The 14429-nt window shown below is 44.8% G+C and carries 13 protein-coding genes and 1 pseudogene; 10 read left to right on the top strand and 4 right to left on the bottom strand.

Annotated features, from left to right (window positions below):
* Positions 1 to 24: 24 nt before the first annotated feature.
* Genes CXM95_RS12415 through CXM95_RS12405 form a run of 3 tightly spaced genes read right to left on the bottom strand, consistent with a single transcriptional unit; the run spans position 25 to position 1766 of the window.
* The gene (locus CXM95_RS12415) at positions 25 to 240 is read right to left on the bottom strand and encodes a DUF378 domain-containing protein (RefSeq protein WP_008379021.1); all 216 of its coding nucleotides are present in this window, start codon (positions 238 to 240) and stop codon (positions 25 to 27) included.
* A gap of 28 nt (positions 241 to 268) precedes the next feature.
* Positions 269 to 613 (bottom strand): YrhK family protein, encoded by a 345-nt coding sequence (locus CXM95_RS12410; protein WP_086297251.1) that lies wholly within the window; start codon positions 611 to 613, stop codon positions 269 to 271.
* A gap of 19 nt (positions 614 to 632) precedes the next feature.
* Entirely contained in the window at positions 633 to 1766 is a 1134-nt protein-coding gene (locus tag CXM95_RS12405; protein ID WP_101699596.1) for an alcohol dehydrogenase catalytic domain-containing protein, read from the bottom strand.
* A gap of 288 nt (positions 1767 to 2054) precedes the next feature.
* Between CXM95_RS12405 and CXM95_RS12400 the strand changes: the two genes are divergently transcribed.
* Positions 2055 to 2339 carry a hypothetical protein gene (locus tag CXM95_RS12400; protein WP_005234711.1) on the top strand — a complete coding sequence of 95 codons (285 nt, stop codon included), beginning with the start codon at positions 2055 to 2057 and terminating at the stop codon, positions 2337 to 2339.
* A gap of 70 nt (positions 2340 to 2409) precedes the next feature.
* Here CXM95_RS12400 and CXM95_RS12395 read toward each other — a convergent pair whose 3' ends face one another.
* Positions 2410 to 2913, bottom strand: a complete 504-nt coding sequence (locus tag CXM95_RS12395) for an isochorismatase family cysteine hydrolase (protein WP_086297248.1) — start codon at positions 2911 to 2913, stop codon at positions 2410 to 2412.
* 242 nt (positions 2914 to 3155) lie between these two features.
* On the opposite strand from CXM95_RS12395, the gene CXM95_RS12390 reads away from it, so the two are divergent.
* The 9 genes and pseudogenes from CXM95_RS12390 (at position 3156) to CXM95_RS12350 (ending at position 14402) form a co-directional block, all read left to right on the top strand.
* Entirely contained in the window at positions 3156 to 4472 is a 1317-nt protein-coding gene (locus CXM95_RS12390) for an ABC transporter substrate-binding protein (RefSeq protein WP_008379010.1), read from the top strand.
* A gap of 132 nt (positions 4473 to 4604) precedes the next feature.
* Complete coding sequence (locus CXM95_RS12385) at positions 4605 to 5516, top strand: carbohydrate ABC transporter permease (protein WP_008379008.1); 912 nt, start codon at positions 4605 to 4607, stop codon at positions 5514 to 5516.
* A pseudogene (locus tag CXM95_RS12380) lies at positions 5516 to 6375 on the top strand (carbohydrate ABC transporter permease). The gene CXM95_RS12385 and the pseudogene CXM95_RS12380 overlap by 1 nt, the downstream one beginning before the upstream one ends.
* On the top strand, positions 6372 to 6974 hold the full coding sequence (locus tag CXM95_RS12375) for a DUF624 domain-containing protein (RefSeq protein WP_101699223.1): 603 nt from the start codon (positions 6372 to 6374) through the stop codon (positions 6972 to 6974). Before CXM95_RS12380 ends, CXM95_RS12375 begins: the two are co-directional and overlap by 4 nt.
* A gap of 141 nt (positions 6975 to 7115) precedes the next feature.
* Entirely contained in the window at positions 7116 to 8150 is a 1035-nt protein-coding gene (locus CXM95_RS12370; RefSeq protein ID WP_086297234.1) for a LacI family DNA-binding transcriptional regulator, read from the top strand.
* A 99-nt stretch (positions 8151 to 8249) separates the two neighbouring features.
* Positions 8250 to 9584: a PTS sugar transporter subunit IIC gene (locus tag CXM95_RS12365; RefSeq protein WP_008379001.1), complete on the top strand. Its 1335-nt coding sequence runs from the start codon at positions 8250 to 8252 to the stop codon at positions 9582 to 9584.
* A gap of 53 nt (positions 9585 to 9637) precedes the next feature.
* Positions 9638 to 10105 (top strand): hypothetical protein, encoded by a 468-nt coding sequence (locus CXM95_RS12360; RefSeq protein ID WP_086297229.1) that lies wholly within the window; start codon positions 9638 to 9640, stop codon positions 10103 to 10105.
* A gap of 8 nt (positions 10106 to 10113) precedes the next feature.
* The gene (locus tag CXM95_RS12355; protein WP_101699222.1) at positions 10114 to 12351 is read left to right on the top strand and encodes an alpha-galactosidase; all 2238 of its coding nucleotides are present in this window, start codon (positions 10114 to 10116) and stop codon (positions 12349 to 12351) included.
* Positions 12348 to 14402, top strand: coding sequence for a beta-galactosidase (locus tag CXM95_RS12350; RefSeq protein ID WP_086297168.1), 2055 nt, complete (start codon positions 12348 to 12350; stop codon positions 14400 to 14402). Before CXM95_RS12355 ends, CXM95_RS12350 begins: the two co-directional genes overlap by 4 nt.
* Positions 14403 to 14429: the final 27 nt, after the last annotated feature.

Here is a 14429-nt window from a genome sequence, read left to right as displayed (position 1 = left end):
CACAGATGCAGGTTTTATTTTCATTTAGTCGAGGGTTTGTTGGCGGGCGATAGCTGGAAAGAATTTCAGGCTATACAATGCACTGATCCCAACTAGAATATAAATGACGCGGGCAATGATCGACGTGCTGCCGCCGGTGATCGCTGCGACAAGGTCAAACTCGAAGGCGCCGACCAGCAGCCAATTGATACCGCCGATGATCAATAAGGTCAGTGCGATCCCATCAAATGTTTTTAACATAGGAAACTCCTCTCTAGTTGTCGTCCCATCAACTTTCATCGTCGGTGATGGTGACATCTTTTTCTTTCTCGCCGTCTTGATTGCGCTCATTATAAATATAGACATGGCGAACGATTTTAATCAGCGGGCGAATGGTCAAAAAGACTCCGCCGATCAAATAGGCGATCGTTCCGTATATCGCAGGCAAACTAGTTAATGAAACGATACTCCCGAAAATATAAAACAAGCCCGTCAAAATATCATTCGTAAGTGAGATCAACATGTAGCGATTTTGAAAGTAGATGCGAAAGCGACTTGCCTTGATGATCACATCTTCTTCTTTTCCCGGATCGAATTGATGTTCACTCCGTTTGATTTTTGGCATAGGTGCCATCACTGCTCCTTTATTTGTGCTAAGGTTTCAAGACAACTTTGATGTTCTTGTCTTCTTTTTTGTCAAAAATCTCATACGCTTTGGCAGCATCTGCTAAAGGCATCGTGTGGGTGATGATCTGTGACGGGTCAAACAAACCGTCCGCAATCATGTCATAAATTTTTGGCATCAAATGGATCACAGGTGCTTGCCCGTGTTTGACATCGATGTTGCGCATAAAGAATTCTTGCAATGGATAAGAAGAAGCTGGTGTCATGTAAACACCAGTGATTTGGACGGTACCAAATTTTTTGACTGCTTTGGCGGCCATCTGGATCGGTGAGATCGTTCCACTTTGCAAGCTGACTAGGTTTTTGGCTTTTTCTTTGACGGGTTCTAAACCATCCATCCCAACACAGTCGATGATCACATCAGCGCCACCTTTGGTCAGCTCATACAATTCATCGGCACTAGTAGCCAGATCATCCAATTGGAATGTTTCGACTTGATTGTAGCTGCTGGCTTTTTCTAAGCGATGAGCAACAGGGTCCACGGCAATCACCCGCTTAGCGCCTGCCATCACAGCAAATTTTTGCGCAAACAAGCCAACTGGTCCTGAGCCTAAGACGATCACGGTATCATCTTTTTTGACGTCGGCATTTTGGACGCTCCAATATGCTGTAGGTAAGATATCAGATAAAAACAATACTTTTTCATCAGGGATCGTTGATTCAGGTACGATAAACGAGGTGAAATCTGCGAACGGTACGCGCAAGAATTCGGCTTGACCACCCCAGTGGTTGCCGTTCATTTTTCCAAAACCGAATAAGCCGCCATACAATGTATCTTCTGAAGAATTGTCGCATTGACTTTCCATCTCATTTTGACAAAAGTGGCAGTGACCGCAACCGATATTGAAAGGGATGACGACGCGGTCGCCTTTTTTTAGTTTCTGTATTTGACTGCCGACTTCTTCGACAATACCCATTGGTTCGTGACCAACGACATAGCCTTCTTCCAAAACCGAGCCGCCATGGTGGTAAAGGTGGAGATCAGAGCCGCAGATTGCAGTTGCGGTGATTCGGATGATCGCATCCGTCGGTTCTAAAATCGTTGGATCTTCTACACGGCGAACGTCCATTTTTTGATTTCCTTGCCAGGTTACTGCTTGCATCATTTTTCCTCCTTGTTTGTTCAGATAAGTTCGGACAATCACTAATTTTTCCAACAACATGTTTTTACTTTTCAGTAACAGATAAGTTAATTCTGCAAGGATTTTAACGATTTGACAACGAAAACGCTCAAAACGGTTGATTAGGATTTTTCTTCATCAATGGTTTAAAAAAAGAAAAACAGATGATTTGCTAAAAAAGTGAAAGCGTGACACTATTAAAGTGAAGCATGCATGTGTTACGAGTATCTACTGGAACCTGCATCAACCAGTGACAAGAAATGAGGAGGGATGATCATGGATCTAACGATTCGAGGAAAAGCTTCCTGCACCAATTGCAATGAAAACTTTGATGGGAAGCTAGTCGTTCATTTACAAGAAGACAGCGAGGGGCAATTAACCATGGTACCACCGTTGGAAACGAATGAATTGGCAGAAGATGAAATCGCTATTCATTATACTTACGGGGAAGTGAAGGAAGCCATCGAAGGAACCTTCGTATGTCCAAACTGTCAGACAGAAAATGAGGTTCGGATTGAAATTCCGACCGAGCTATTAGATGGCTCAATGAATTGAATGAATAATTAAATTGAAAAAGCTCTCTGTTCCTTGAACAGGGAGCTTTCGTTATTTATTGGTCATTGGTTTATTTTGTTCCATCAATGATTTGGACATTGAAGTCTCGTAAGATGTCGAGTCCTTGCGACTCGTGATTTTTACCGGCGACTAATGTTTTATTGATGGTGAAATCAGCGTCAGGAAAGGCGCTTTGGATCTCGATCGTATTGGAAAGGACGCAGATGTTGGTTTCAACACCGGTGATTTCGATTTTCTTTTCTTCTTCAGGCTTAAATAGATTTTTCTTGATGTCGATCAAGACTTCAGGTGGAATACTGTAATAGTATTTCTTGACGACTTTTTCATTTTCGAGAGGCTTAAGTTCTGGGATAAGCTGCAGGGCAGCGGCTTCTTCATCAGACGTTCCTTTGACTTCGATTGGGATGTCGCGGGTGTGTAAGATGTACTCCCCATTCGCCCGCGCTTGTTCTAGGCGCTTGGCGATTCGTTTGACGAGGGCGGCGCTATCTGGCACATACGCTTCGTTCTCTTCATCGAGAATTTGGTTTTGCATATCGACAATGACTAGCATGTGGTTACTCCCTTTCTATAAACATCGTTTTTCAAATGATCTAACGAGAGGTTGAAAAATAGGTGCTATTACTATGATGCCCCACTTTTTTTAAATTTTCAAAGAAAACGCTCTTCTTATCGTGAAACGGTAAAAATGTTATTTTTTTATTCGAATAACGATGCTTTTTGTTTGCTGAAAAGAAGAAGTAGTGATAGCTTTTAAATAGTACATTAAAAATAAATGAAAGTAGGTTAGGTTAAATGAGAAAGTTATTTTATATGGGGACTTTGCTTTTTTCAGTTGGTGTACTGGCGGCAGGATGTGGCAATAGCGAAACCGCTGATTCCTCGGGGAATGAGTCAGCAGATGGCAAAACGACGTTGGATTTTTGGTCCTTCTGGGGGTCTGGTGCAAGACAAGAAGTAATTGAAGAAATTATTGATGATTTTAATGCGTCACAAGATAAAATCGAGGTCAAATACAGCTACCAGCCTTGGGGCGATATTTGGACAAAATCACTGTCGTCGATCACTGCTGGTAATCCGCCTGATGTTATTGTACAAGATATTAATTCTGTTGCTCAGCGGGCAGAAGCGCAGCAAGCAACAAATTTAAGCGAGTATATCGAAGAAGGCTTTTCTGATGAATTTTATCCGCAATTATGGGATACGGTGGAGTATGAAGGGGATGCGTATGCTGTTCCTTTCAATACAGATACGCAAGTGATTTTCTACAACAAGACACTCTTTAAAGAGGCAGGTATCAGTGAAGAGCAACTGCCCCAAACGTGGGAGGAGTTAGAAACAGTTGCTCGTAAATTAGATGTCAAAAACGGTGATGACTTTGAGCGGATCGGTTTTTACCCATTGTGGAATTTAGGCGCCGATGTGTGGGCCTTGAATGCCGACGATGGCGTCAGCTGGTTTGACAAGGATGAGAACGTCAAAATCGATACAGACAACAAAGTGGAAGCGTTGGAATGGATCTTAGACTGGCAAGAGTATTATGGTCAAGATACCATCAATCGGTTAGAAGCTGAATTTGGTTCAGGTGTTGCCGATCCATTCATTTCTGGATTAGTGGCGATGCGTGCGCAAAACATCAACTACTACTCAAGTTTAGCGGAAAATGCACCGGATGACTTTGAATTTGGGGTCATTCAAATTCCTGAAAAAGAAAGTGGTTCTGGTCACTGGTCATGGGGTGGCGGGTTCGTCTTAGAAGTGCCATACGGAGCCAAAGATCCTGAAGCGTCCTATGAGTTTATCAAATACTTGTCGACACCAGAAGTTCAAGAGAAATTTGGTGAGAAAAGCTTTGATATCATGGCGAATCGAACAGCCAACGAAAACTTGGTCAACAACGACAATCTAGATGAAAACGGCCAAATGATCTACCAAATGGCAGATGAAAACTTTGCCAATACGGTGATCACACCTGTACCATTGACAGCTCCTGATTTCAGCAGTCTTGTCAATGAACAGATCGACCAAATCATGCTGGGCAGCAAAACACCGGCTGAAGGGTTGGCAGATGCGCAAAAAGCGGTCGAAGATCTCGTTGAGCAAAACAAATAAATTTCAAAACGAGCGTTTTTAAAAAAGAAGGAAAGTCCAGTCGGTTAGCGGACTGGGCTTTGCTTTCTGCTTTGCGAAGCGGACGTGTTTTCTTGAATAAACAATGAGTAAAAATAGAATGGAGTGGAAGGAATGCCAAAGAAGCGTTCAAAAAGTAAACGGCAAGAAGCTCTTTGGGGCTACTTCTTCGTAGCACCATTTTTGCTTGGGTTCGTGATCTTTATGTTAGGGCCCATGCTGTTTTCCTTCGTAGGAAGCTTTACCGATTACAATCTGACTTCAAAAATGAATTTTATCGGCTTTAAGAACTTTACCCGCATGTTCACGCAAGATACCCTGTTTTGGAAATCTCTTTATAACACGGCGTATTTTGTACTCTTCAATGTTCCCTTAACCACGTTATTCAGTGTTTTTCTAGCCACTTTACTGAATCAAAAAATCCGCGGAATCAGTTTTTTCCGAACGACCTTTTACTTACCAGCGATCCTTTCAGGGGTTGCCGTCTACGTCTTATGGATGCAATTATTATCTCCTTCCGCAGGATTGATCAATACCTTCTTGAGCTGGTTCAATATCAAAGGTCCGGCATGGCTGTTTGATCCAGAATGGACGAAACCAGCGTTGATTTTGATGAAGATTTGGAGTTCAGGGGGCGCGATGCTCTTGTATCTAGCTACCTTGCAAAATATTTCGCCGACGCTGTACGAATCGGCTGAGATCGATGGAGCGGGGGTTTGGGCGAAATTCAAAAATATTACGATTCCTTTGATCACGCCGATCATCTTCTATGATGTGATTACTTCAACGATCGGTTCTTTTCAAATTTTCCAAGAAGCATACGTGATGACCAAAAATGGTACCGGCGGTCCGGCGAATTCGTTGCTATTCTATAATTTGCATATGTGGAACAAAGCATTTGTTGCCTTTGATATGGGTTATGCGATGGCAATGTCGATGATCTTGTTCTTGATCGTCCTAGTCTTGACCTTTATCAATCTCAAGCTGGCACCACGCTGGGTTCACTATACCGGAGGTGGCAGCTAATGGAAATGACGACAAAAACGCGAAGCAAATCAAGCCAACAGCGAGTCAAGAAAATCATCAGCTATGTGGTGATGTCGATCATCGGGATCGTGCTGCTGATTCCGTTGCTGTGGATGGTCTTTACGTCATTGAAACCGATGGAGGAGATCGTGCGTTACCCGCCGACCTTTTTCCCAGAAGAAATCAATCTTGGCAATTATTTGGAGACCATCAACGCCTTTCCTTTTTGGCAGTATGCAAAAATACGTTATTCATTACTGTCTTAGTGGTCTTCGGGAATGTCTTATCAAATTCCTTCATTGCTTATGGGTTTGCAAAATTGGCCTTTCCAGGAAAAAATCTGATCTTTGCCCTCGTCTTGTCTACCATGATGATTCCTGGCTTTGTGACGATGATCCCGCAGTATGTTTTGTTTTCCAAAATCGGCTGGGTCGGCACCTATCTGCCGCTGATCGTTCCAGCGTTTTTCGGCAACGCCTTTAACATTTTCTTGATGCGGCAGTTTTACTTGTCCGTCAACAATGAATTGATCGAAGCCGCTAAGATCGATGGCGCCAATCATCTTTATATTTGGAGCCATCTAATGATCCCATTGACGAAACCCGCGCTGATCACGATTGCCATCAACTCCTTCAATGGGGCGTGGAATGATTTCTTAGGACCATTACTGTATATTCAAAATCAAGAAAAGTACACGCTGCAGATTGGCCTGCAAGTCTTCCAAAACCAATCAACGACCCAATGGAACTACTTGATGGCAGGAGCAACGCTTGTGCTATTGCCGACGATCTTGCTATTCTTCCTCGCACAACGCTACTTTATTGAGGGAATGGATCTGACGGGAGGTTCCAAAGGATGAGAACAAAAGTTACCCCGCAACGCTTGAACCAAGCGCTGTTGACTGGCATCAACTGGCTTCCGCATTTACTGGTTTTACAAGGCATGTGGCTGTTGTATTCCTTGCCTTTGATCACCAGTACCACCGCTATTCGAGCATTGATCGAGACGTTGACGGAACTGCGGAACGATGGCTTGGAGGCAAGCAGCAAAGCTCGTTTTCAGCAGGCATTTCATCAACAGTGGACAACAAGAAAAGGGCAAGACCGTTTGCTCAGTCTATTCTTCCTGCTGCTTTTGGCGGACAGCTTTATCTTTAGCCGTTTGCAGCACCCGCTGTTTCAGATCGCTAGTTACGCGTTAGCGTTCACCTTTGGCTTGTTTTGCTTGGTCTTACTTTATCAAACGAGGCTGCTTCACACCTATCCGCAGCAGCCCAGCTCATTGTTTTATAGTTTTTATCAGTTTGCTCGTTCACCCAAACGAGTACTGGCGCATCTTTTAGCAACAGTGACGCTTGTCTTGACCTTTTTGCTGTTTGGTCCAGTCTACTTATTGGTCTTAGGAATCAGCACCTTGTATTTAGTCAATGTCGTGCTCTGTGACCAAGCGCTCAAATAGAAAACAAATGGGTATCCCGAAACTTCCTTAGTGAAAAGCTAAGGAGTTTCGGTTTTTTTGTGAAAAGAAGGTTGACAGGGCCAAAAATTATGCCTATGCTGAATGTAAATTTAGTAAACAGTAAACAGATGAGGTGCAGCTATGGCAAGTATGAGAGATATCGCGAAATTAGCCGGGGTGTCGGTAGCAAGTGTTTCTAGAATCCTTAACAATGATGAAACCTTCAGTATCAATGAACACACGCGTCAACGAGTCATTGAGATCGCCAACCAAATGAATTATTCAAAAGAAAAAAATCAACCCCATTCCCGTGAAGTCGGCGACCAAAACACGATTGCCATCATTACCCGCCACGATCGAGAGTCGGAAAGAAACGATCCGTATTTTATGATGATCCGCAATGGGATCGAAAAAGAAGCGGCGAAGTGGCGCTTAAAAACGATTCGGGCCTTTTCCATGCGGGAGCCTCAAAAAGATTTGGCACAATTGGCGAAGTATGGCGCAGTCATTATTATTGGAGAGATGACCAGCGATGCTTTGGCAGAGATCAGTCAGCAAAATGCCAATATTATCCTGGTGGATAATTATAGTGAAGCACCCAGCTACGATTGCATCCAAACCGATTTTGCCCAAAAGACCCACCAGATCCTCACGTTGTTAAAAGAGAAGGGCCATGAGAATATTGCCTTTGTGGGCGGTGTTGCCAGCCGAGTGACGATTTCTGGCGAAGTCGTTTACGATGAACAAGAGATTCGAGCAGAAAACTACCGCCAATGGATGCTGCTCAATAAATTGGAAAAGTTCACAACCGTGCTGCAGGGGAAATGGTCACCAGAGACTGGTTTGCATTTTGGTCAGCAGATCGCGCAAATGAATCCTCGCCCCACAGCGATCGTCGTTGCCAGCGATCCTATGGCTGTCGGGGTTTACAAGGCACTCACTGAAGCGGGGCTATCGATTCCTAAAGATGTGTCAGTCGTTAGTTTTGATGATATCGAAATGGCGCAATTTATGACGCCCGCACTGTCCTCCGTCAAGATGAAAGCCGAAGAGATGGGGCAGATGAGTGTCGAATTAGCGAAAAATAAAATCCTAGGGGTGCGGACGATGCCGGTTCGCGTCGTTTGTGGCAGTGAATTGATCATTAGAGAATCGATTACCGAAAAAGATCAGTGACGTCTGATCTTTTTTATTTTAGGGGTTGTGTAAACATTAACTAAACAACTATACTGATTGTAGTAAACGTTTACAGTTAAAAATAAAGGAGAAAACGAAATGAAGTTTATTGATAAATTAGCCGAAAAGATGGTGCCTTTTGCTCAGATCATTGCCAACAACAAATACTTGTTAAGTCTTCGTGATGGGTTTATGGTCGCTTTTCCTGCAACAATGTTTGCGTCAATTATGATTATTATTCAAAATCTGCCTGCTACTTTCGGACTCTCGGAAAAACTTCCAGAGGGATTCATCACGTTTCTAAACGACTTTTTTGGTCCTATCGGAAATGCGACCATGAGTATCACCGCTATTTTCGTTGTTTTTGGGATCGGCTATCAGTTGGCTGGCAAATATGGACAAGCCAAATTATTTGCGGGTGCCATTTCACTGTCTTCGTTTTTGATGTTGCTGCCTTTTGGCTCATCCGAAGAGTTAGGTACAGTGATCCCCTTGTCGAAATTAGGGGCTGAGGGAATGTTTGTCGGAATCATCACGGCCATTATCGCTACGCAGATCTATTGCAAAATCAGTGCGGCTGGACTGACGATCAAAATGCCAGATTCGGTTCCGCCAATGATCGCAGAATCCTTTGTCGCCATCATTCCTGGGGCGGCACCGTTGTTCCTTTTCAATTTGATCCGCTACTTGTTCACCTTTACTTCATGGGGCAATGCCGTTGATTTCGTTTATGAGATTTTGCAAAAACCATTAATGGGCTTGGGCGGTACGTTGCCAGCAGTACTGATTGCCGTCTTGTTCACCCAATTCTTCTGGTGGTTTGGGATTCACGGTACCTTGGTGGTCAATGCGGTGATCGATCCAATCATGAATGCGTTAGCGATCGAAAACTATGAAGCCTACAAAGCGGGAGCTGAGCAATTGCCCCATATCATTAACACTACGTTTATGGGCGTGTTCGTCAATCAAGGAATGCAGTTGGGGATCTCGATTACAATGGCCTTCTTTATCGCTCGTTCGATTCGGATGAAAAAATTAATGAAGACGGTGATCGCGCCATCTGTTTTCAACGTATCTGAACCGATGACCTTTGGTTTGCCGATCGTCTTGAACCCAATCGCTTTTGTCCCATGGATCTTAGCGCCATTAGCCAGTACGACGATCTCTTACTTTGCGATTGCCGCAGGTTTGGTTCCGCGGCCAATCGGAGCAACGGTTGTTTGGACGACCCCGGTCTTCTTATCTGGTTGGTTAGGCACGGGTTCTGTTGCCGGCGCAATCTTACAGTTAGTGACGGTTGCCGTAATGACCTTGATCTGGGTGCCATTCTTGATCGTAATGGATCGCGGGTACTTGAAAGAAGAAAAAGCGGAAGCGGCATTAAATGAACAAGCGGCATCTGAGACGATCAATCAAAGGGTAGAAGAAAGATAAGCCCAGAAACGTAAAGGAATGCAATACGCGCATCCTTTAGAAAGGAATTTGTGATGAGAACCGATACATTGTCTTGCAGTTATCAAATGAATACCACACCTACGGACTTTTCCCGTGTGTTATTGGCGGAACAAGAGAAATTCTTTCTAGCCAAACAAGCCCAAGAACCGTTCGGGGAAGGCTGCCGTATTGAAACGATGATTCAAACCAAAACCGCTCCGCGGTTGGTACCTGCCGTTATGACGGTCAAAAAAATTGCCGCGGATGCGCTGTGGCTTCGTACGACCCATGAAGAAGGAGTGATCGATCAACGGTACAGTTTTGCTCCAGGACGAAAAGGGAAGCTGCAAGTCACGTATTCGGAACAAAGCCGTTTTGAGCAGCAGAAAACAACCTACAGTTTTATGCTGGCGGCGCTGTTTTACAAATTCTTTTTCAATCGTGGTGTCAAAAAACGCTTGCGTTATCTTGAAGCAGCTTGTCAACGAGCAGGGACAAATGAAAAAAATGGGGAAAATTGAGGATAGCAATGATAGAAATAAAGAACGAACAACTCTTTCACTTATACAATGAAAAAATCAGTTATATCATAAATGTGTTACCAAATCAGCAACTGGGTCATGTCTATTTTGGGCCATCTCTAGGCACACTGGCGCCGTTTGATCAAGCGTACCTTGAGAAAAAAGAGAATAAATCGGCAGGAACCGTCAAATTTTTTGAAGAAGACAATCTTTTTACATTGGCGGACCGTTTTCAAGAATTGCCAACGTATGGGACTTCTGATTTTCGAGAAGGTGCAGTGTCGGTTTTTGAGGAAGAAACCCCACTTTATGTTGATTTTAAACTTGTGGCTTTTCACTGTTTTGAGGGCAAAGAACGAAAGCTGGCGCAACCAGCCAGCTTCGCGGCTGCCGATGAAAGCCAAAGCATCGTCTTTGAATTGGTAGATCAAGAGCGGCAGCTGGAACTGGCGATCACCTATACGATCTTCAAAGGATCAGGTACCATCACGCGGCAGCAAACACTGACCAATACGGGGAGCAAGCCTAGAACCATCCAGCGCTTTTTGAGTGGTGTCTTGGAGCTGAAAAATCGCGATTTTGAACTGCTGCATCTTTCAGGCGCCTGGCTGAAAGAACGACATATCAAGACGGTTCCTTTGACCCAAGGGACGATCAGTGTCGGCTCGTTAAAAGGAGCGTCTGGTCATCAGCACAATCCTTTTGTTGCCTTAAAAGAACAGCAAGCCACCAATGACACTGGTCACGTCTACGGTGCCAACCTGATTTATTCTGGTAACTTTTTGGCGCAAGCAGAAATGGATGAATGGGACAACGTTCGATTGATGTTGGGGATACATCCTGAACGTTTCAGCTGGCAGCTTTCACAAGGAGAAACCTTTGAAGCGCCGGAATGTCTCTTCACCTTCACCGCTGCTGGCCTGAATGGTTTGAGTCAAGAATCCGCCCAATTTATCGAAAAGCATGTGATTGCCCCTTATTGGCAAAAGCGGCAGCGGCCGATCGTCTTTAATAACTGGGAAGCGACTTATTTTGATTTTAATGAAGAGAAGCTGTTGACCTTAGCCCAAGAAAGCAAGGTGTTAGGGATGGAGTGCTTTGTGCTGGATGATGGTTGGTTTGGAAAACGTAACAACGACCGCAGTTCATTAGGCGATTGGGTGGCGGACCCTGCCAAATTTCCAAAAGGAATCGGGTCTTTTGCTGAGAAAATTCATGCCATGCAGCTGCAACTGGGGATTTGGTTTGAACCAGAAATGGTTTCGCCAGATAGTCAGTTGTACCAAGAGCACCCTGAGTGGGTAGTCAAGCATCCTTATGAGCGGATCTCTGTGGGGCGCGGACAATACGTGTTGGATTTTGCCAATCCAGCAGTGGTCGAGGCGATTTTCGAAGCGATGCAAAAAGTGATCCTTGAAACCAAGCTAGATTACATCAAATGGGATATGAACCGCAATATCACTGAAGCTTACTCTCCCTATTTAGCGGAACAGGGAATTTCTCAGACGGAGTTTTATCATCGCTACATTTTAGGTCTTTATCGCTTATATGAAAAAATCTTAGCTGCGTTTCCGACCCTTTTGATCGAAGGCTGTGCTGGCGGCGGGGGCAGATACGATTTAGGGATCTTATTTTACAGTCCGCAGATTTGGCCTAGTGATGATAGTGATGCAGTGGAACGTTTAGCCATCCAAAGCGGAACGTTGTTAGGGTATCCGTTGTCCTCCTTCAGCAATCACGTGTCGGCGGCACCAAACCACCAAGTCGGCCGGGCAACGTCTTTAGCCTTTCGGCAAACCGTCGCAATGTTTGGGCCTTTGGGGTATGAACTCGATCTCTTTCACTTGTCTGAAACCGAAAAGCAGGCGATCAAATCCCAAATCGTCTTTTATAAAAAACAGCGGCAATTGCTGACCTTTGGCACTTTTTACCAGCTGCAGCAGTTGGACCATGCCAATGAAACGACTTGGGCAGTGTATGATCCGCAAAACGAAGAAGCATTGGTTGCTTTCTTTCGCGTGTTGGCACAAGCCAATCCGACGGCGGAAGACTTTTTGCCCGCACCCTTTCTCGATGGCCAACAGGTGTATCAGGTCAATGGCGAAACTGTCTCTGGTCAGCTGTTAAGGCAATTAGGGTTGCGTAAACCCTATCAGTTTAATGCCGTCAACCATGGAACGGCGCAAGTCACTGGCGATTTTCAATCATTTGTCTACCATTTACATGCCAAAAAAGGAGCAGAATGATGAGCAATCAATTGTTTGATCAGCAGTTTATGCATGGCGGGGATTACAACCCCGATCAATGGCTGGCTTATCCAGAAATCTTGCAAAAGGATCTTGCTTATATGCAGCAAGCCCATGTCAACACCGTCACATTAGGGGTGTTTGCTTGGAGTGCCTTAGAGCCGCAAGAAGGCGTTTATCAGTTTGACTGGTTGGATCGTGTGTTTGATCAGATCCATGGCATCGGCGGCAAAGTCATTTTAGCCACTCCTAGCGGTGGGCGTCCGCAATGGTTGAGCCAAAAGTATCCCGAAGTCAATCGGACCAACGCCCAAGGGCAAAAACATACCCATGGGTTTCGCCACAATCATTGTTACTCTTCACCGATCTATCGGGAAAAGGTAACGCAAATCAATCAGCAGTTGGCAAAACGTTACGGCAAGCATCCGGCATTAGCCATGTGGCATATCTCCAATGAGTACTCTGGGGAATGCTTTTGCTCCTATTGTCAAGAAAACTGGCGCAGTTGGCTGCAAAAGAAATATGGTGATTTAGCCACGTTGAATCATGCCTGGTGGACTTCTTTTTGGGGCGGTACGTACTCCGATTGGTCGCAGGTTTTACCGCCTTCGCCTCTAGGAGAACACAAAGTGCATGGCATGGATCTTGATTGGAAACGATTTGTTACAGATAGGACGATCGATTTTTATTTGCATGAATGTACGCCGATTCGCCAACTGACACCGGACATTCCTGTGACGACGAATTTTATGGCGGAAGGACATGCTACCCAAGACTATATTCCTTTGGAAGGCATTGACTACAGCAAGTTTGCTCGTCATGTGGACATCGTTAGCTGGGATAGTTACCCTGATTGGAACAACAACTTTGAATCTTTGGCAGCGACAGCAATGAAATCTGCCTATGTGCATGACCAGTACTGGTCTTTGAAGAAACAGCCCTTTTTAGTGATGGAATGCACGCCGAGTTTTGTTAACTGGCATTCCTTCAATAAAGCGAAAAAGCCTGGTGTCCATCAGTTGAGTGCCATGCAGCAGATCGCTCACGGCTCAGATAGTACCTTGTATTTTCAATGGCGCCAATCCCGCGGCAATTCAGAAAAATTCCATGGGGCAGTCGTGGGAAATGATGATTCCACGGAGAATAGGGTCTTCAAAGAAGTTGCGGCTTACGGCAAGCGCTTGGAAAAAATCAAAGAGATTCAAGGAACCACCAGAAAAAAAGCAGTGGCGATCCTTTTTGACTGGGAAAGCAACTGGGCATTGAAGCGAGGCGGCGGGTTTGGTCGACCAACCAGACGGTATCCGCAAACGTTGCAGGAGCATTATCGTTATTTCTGGGAACAAGACATCGCTGTCGATATTTTGACGCCAGAGCAAGATTTTTCTGACTATCGGTTGGTGATCGCTCCGATGCTTTACTTGATGACCTCGGAGACGATGGCAAAACTTTGCCAGTACACGGAAGCTGGTGGTACCTTGATTTCCAGTTACTTTAGCGGCATGGTCAATGAAACCGACCTGTTGTATCTGGGGGGCTTGCCACAGCCGTTGCGAGGGTTATTAGGCATCAACGTGCTGGAGCTGGAAACTCTTTTTGACACTGAACACAATCAAGTGGTTTTTCAAGGACAGCCCTTTGAAACACGGGACTATTCTGCAATCATCGAAGCCGAAACAGCGGAGGTACTAGGGGTGTATCAAGCGGATTTTTACCAAGGAACACCTGCGATCACCAAACATACCTTTGGTGCAGGCACCGCCTACTATCTGGCGGCTCGCACCAACTATGACTTTTTCGAACAGTTTTATGCCTCTTTGGTCCGTGAGCTGTCCTTGGCAGAGGAAAGGATCGCGCATGCCAATCCTGCAGTCTCGATCCAAGGCAGGATCAGTCCAGAACGAACGTACTTTTTCATCATGAATTTTTCTGAGAAAGAGCAGACACTACACTTGATCAAAGAAGTCGTTGATTTAGAGACCAATCAAGCAGTCCCTCAAACAGCAACCTTGGCGCCGTATGAAGTGCGAGTGGTTTATTTTAACAATTAGCTGACCATTGGAAAAAACGTCCCTTTC

This window comes from Enterococcus sp. CR-Ec1 (genome assembly GCF_002850555.1).
GTDB lineage: Bacteria > Bacillota > Bacilli > Lactobacillales > Enterococcaceae > Enterococcus_D > Enterococcus_D entomosocium.
The sequence above is the reverse complement of the archived record's forward strand: the minus strand, read 5'-3'. Positions and strand labels throughout refer to the sequence as shown.